Genomic DNA, 2574 nt, shown 5'->3' on the forward strand with positions numbered 1-2574 from the left:
ATGCTGCTCGCCGCTGACCCCGACATCGCCATGCGGCTCACACAGGCGAAGGCCACCGCCGAAGCCGACGACCTGCGCAACCAGATCCGGGAACTGACCGCCCAACTCGACAAGACACGCCGCAAGCTCAAGGCCGAAAAAGGCTTCTCCAAACGCCTTCGCCGCAAGCTCGACGCACTCAACAACCAGACCAAGGAGGACACCATGACCGACCAGACCACCACCGAGACCCCGGAGCCGACCGCAGGCGGCACGACGGAGCGCGCCGAGGAACGCACCGCCGCAGGGCTTGCGGAGCACTCCCGGCATCTCACGGAACTGCTGGACGCCGCCACCAAGGAATGCAGGTTGCTTCGCCGGTACACGGCCGCAGCCGCCGCCACGCTCGCCATGAAGGAGGACGACGACAGTGAGTGAGACCACCATGCAGGAGACCACATCGGAGACCGTGACGCCGAAGGCCCCAGCATCCCCGAAGACGCCCACACCCCGCAAGCCCGACATGAACGGCATGGGCGAAGCGCTCAGGAAGGCCGACATGACCGGCGCGCTGGAGAAGGCCCGCAAGGAATCCGCCGACTACCGCCAGCGTCTCCACGCCATCACGGAGGAACGCGACCGCATCGGCGCGCAGCTCGCCCACATCCGCCGCGCCATGCTCATGACCCGCCCCGAGTTCGCCAAACTCCAGCCCACCGCCATCACCGACGCGCTGGACATGATGGACGACGAACATGTGGCCGCGTTGTTCACCGACGACGGGGAACCGGACGGCGACGCCATCGCCGCGCAGGTGGAGACCATCATCACCGAACGCCCGTACATGGCCAAGCCGAAGCCGGTCAGCGACCCGCTCGCCCGCAAGACGCTCGACCTTGCCGAGAACCCGCAGGGCGCGTTCCGCACCAAGAGGAACGATCTGCGCAGCGCATTGCACCGCTAATCCACGGTAACGAGTATCATTACCAGTAGCGAAAGGCCAGGAGCCGAGTAGCGCGGAATGTTCCCCGGAGGAGCCGCCAACCAACCAGTTGCGGCCCCTCCGTATCTTTTTGCAGGGCCGCGCAACCCGAAAGGCCCTAATCATGGCAATCACCACCAACGAATCGGTAGGGGGATGGAACCCCAGCCGTACTACGCTGCCGCCAACCGACGTCACCCCCGACGCACTCGTGCTCAATGACCTCGTGGCGACCGTCGCCGCCACCCCGCAGGGAGACGCCACCTATATCCGTGTGCCGTTCGTGCCCGCCGATCCGGCCGCCGCCATCGTCAAGGAAGGCGAGGAAATCCCCACCGGCGACACGTCGCGCGCCGAGATCCGCATCTACACGCAGAAGATCGCCATCGTCCAGAAGGTCAGCCGCGAAGCCTACGGACAACAGCTCACCGGCGACAACGCCACCGCGAACGCGTCCGACCTGTTCACGGACAGCCTCAAGCGCGCCGTCACCGCCAAGGCAGACGGAATGTTCGTCAACGCTCCCGAAGACAAGAACGACGTGTACGCGCCCGGCCTCGCCAACGACACAACCCCGGCCATCATCGACGGCGGCAACATCATCGACAATCTGGATCCGCTCATTGACGCCATCGCCACCATCGCGGACAACGGCGCCACGCCCGCGTGCATCCTCACGTCAAACAGCGGTTGGGCACGTCTCCAGCGCATGAAGTACGGGGACGGCCGCCCCGTCATCAACCCCGACGCGCAGGCCGAAGCACTCCCCCAGCTCGCCGGTCTGCCAGTGGTCCGCAATGGAGCCGTCCCCGCAAACAAGCTGTTCGTCATCGACCCGTCCAACATCATCGTTGGCTACTCTGACGTGGCCGTCGACGTGGACACCAGCGCCTACTTCACGTCCGACTGCATCGCAATCCGCGTCACCGCACGCCTCGGCTGGGGTATCGCCTACCGCGGCCGCATCGCCCGTCTCACCATCGGACAGGATGACACCGGCAAGACCACCAAGAAGACCATCGATCTCCACGTGGGCGCATAAGCCACGGCCCCATGCACGCCGCCGACATGGGGCCACCACACAGTCGACGGGGTTTCCATTTCCTCGATGTCCCCCACCGGCAAGGCGGCACACACACCACATACCCCCCCCGCAGGGAAGCCCCACCCCGGCAGCGCGCCGGGGCCGCTGGGCCAATGGTTCCGGCTGTTAATGCGGTCTGAAATAGTCGTGTTGGAAAAAACGTCACACCCCACCCACGTACCCGTGTAAGTCAGGCCGGTCGGAAGGATGGTGGACGACCGGCCGGGCGCTGGAAGCCGCGAAGGGTTTCCGCTTCTTTCCCCTTCGCGGCTGACCCCGCCAACCATTGCGGGAATCACAACAGTCGCCCGCCCACCACATTGCGTCAGGTGGCTCATTCTGGGACACCTCGCTAGCCGTACACATCATGTGTACGACTGCGAACCTTCTTCAACTGAGTATTTCCTACTCAGTTCCCCAACCAGCCAGTCACCGGGCAATGTGGATACCATCACCAATAGTGATGGAATAGATCTTCCGATACCGTCGCCATTACCGACTGTATGAACCACTGAAGGGCCTGCGCAAT

Annotated in this window: 3 protein-coding genes; all 3 read left to right on the plus strand. The window is 64.4% G+C overall.

Annotated features, from left to right (window positions below; genetic code table 11):
* Positions 1-417, plus strand: a 417-nt coding sequence (locus KIH78_RS10450) for a hypothetical protein (RefSeq protein ID WP_219132297.1), incomplete at its 5' end; no start/stop codon positions are given.
* Positions 410-943, plus strand: coding sequence for a hypothetical protein (locus KIH78_RS10455; RefSeq protein ID WP_219132298.1), 534 nt, complete (start codon positions 410-412; stop codon positions 941-943). The genes KIH78_RS10450 and KIH78_RS10455, both read left to right, overlap by 8 nt.
* 142 nt (positions 944-1085) lie before the next feature.
* Positions 1086-2003 carry a phage major capsid protein gene (locus KIH78_RS10460; RefSeq protein ID WP_219132299.1) on the plus strand — a complete coding sequence of 306 codons (918 nt, stop codon included), beginning with the start codon at positions 1086-1088 and terminating at the stop codon, positions 2001-2003.
* Positions 2004-2574: the final 571 nt, after the last annotated feature.

This window comes from Bifidobacterium saguinibicoloris (assembly GCF_019331725.1).
GTDB lineage: Bacteria > Actinomycetota > Actinomycetes > Actinomycetales > Bifidobacteriaceae > Bifidobacterium > Bifidobacterium saguinibicoloris.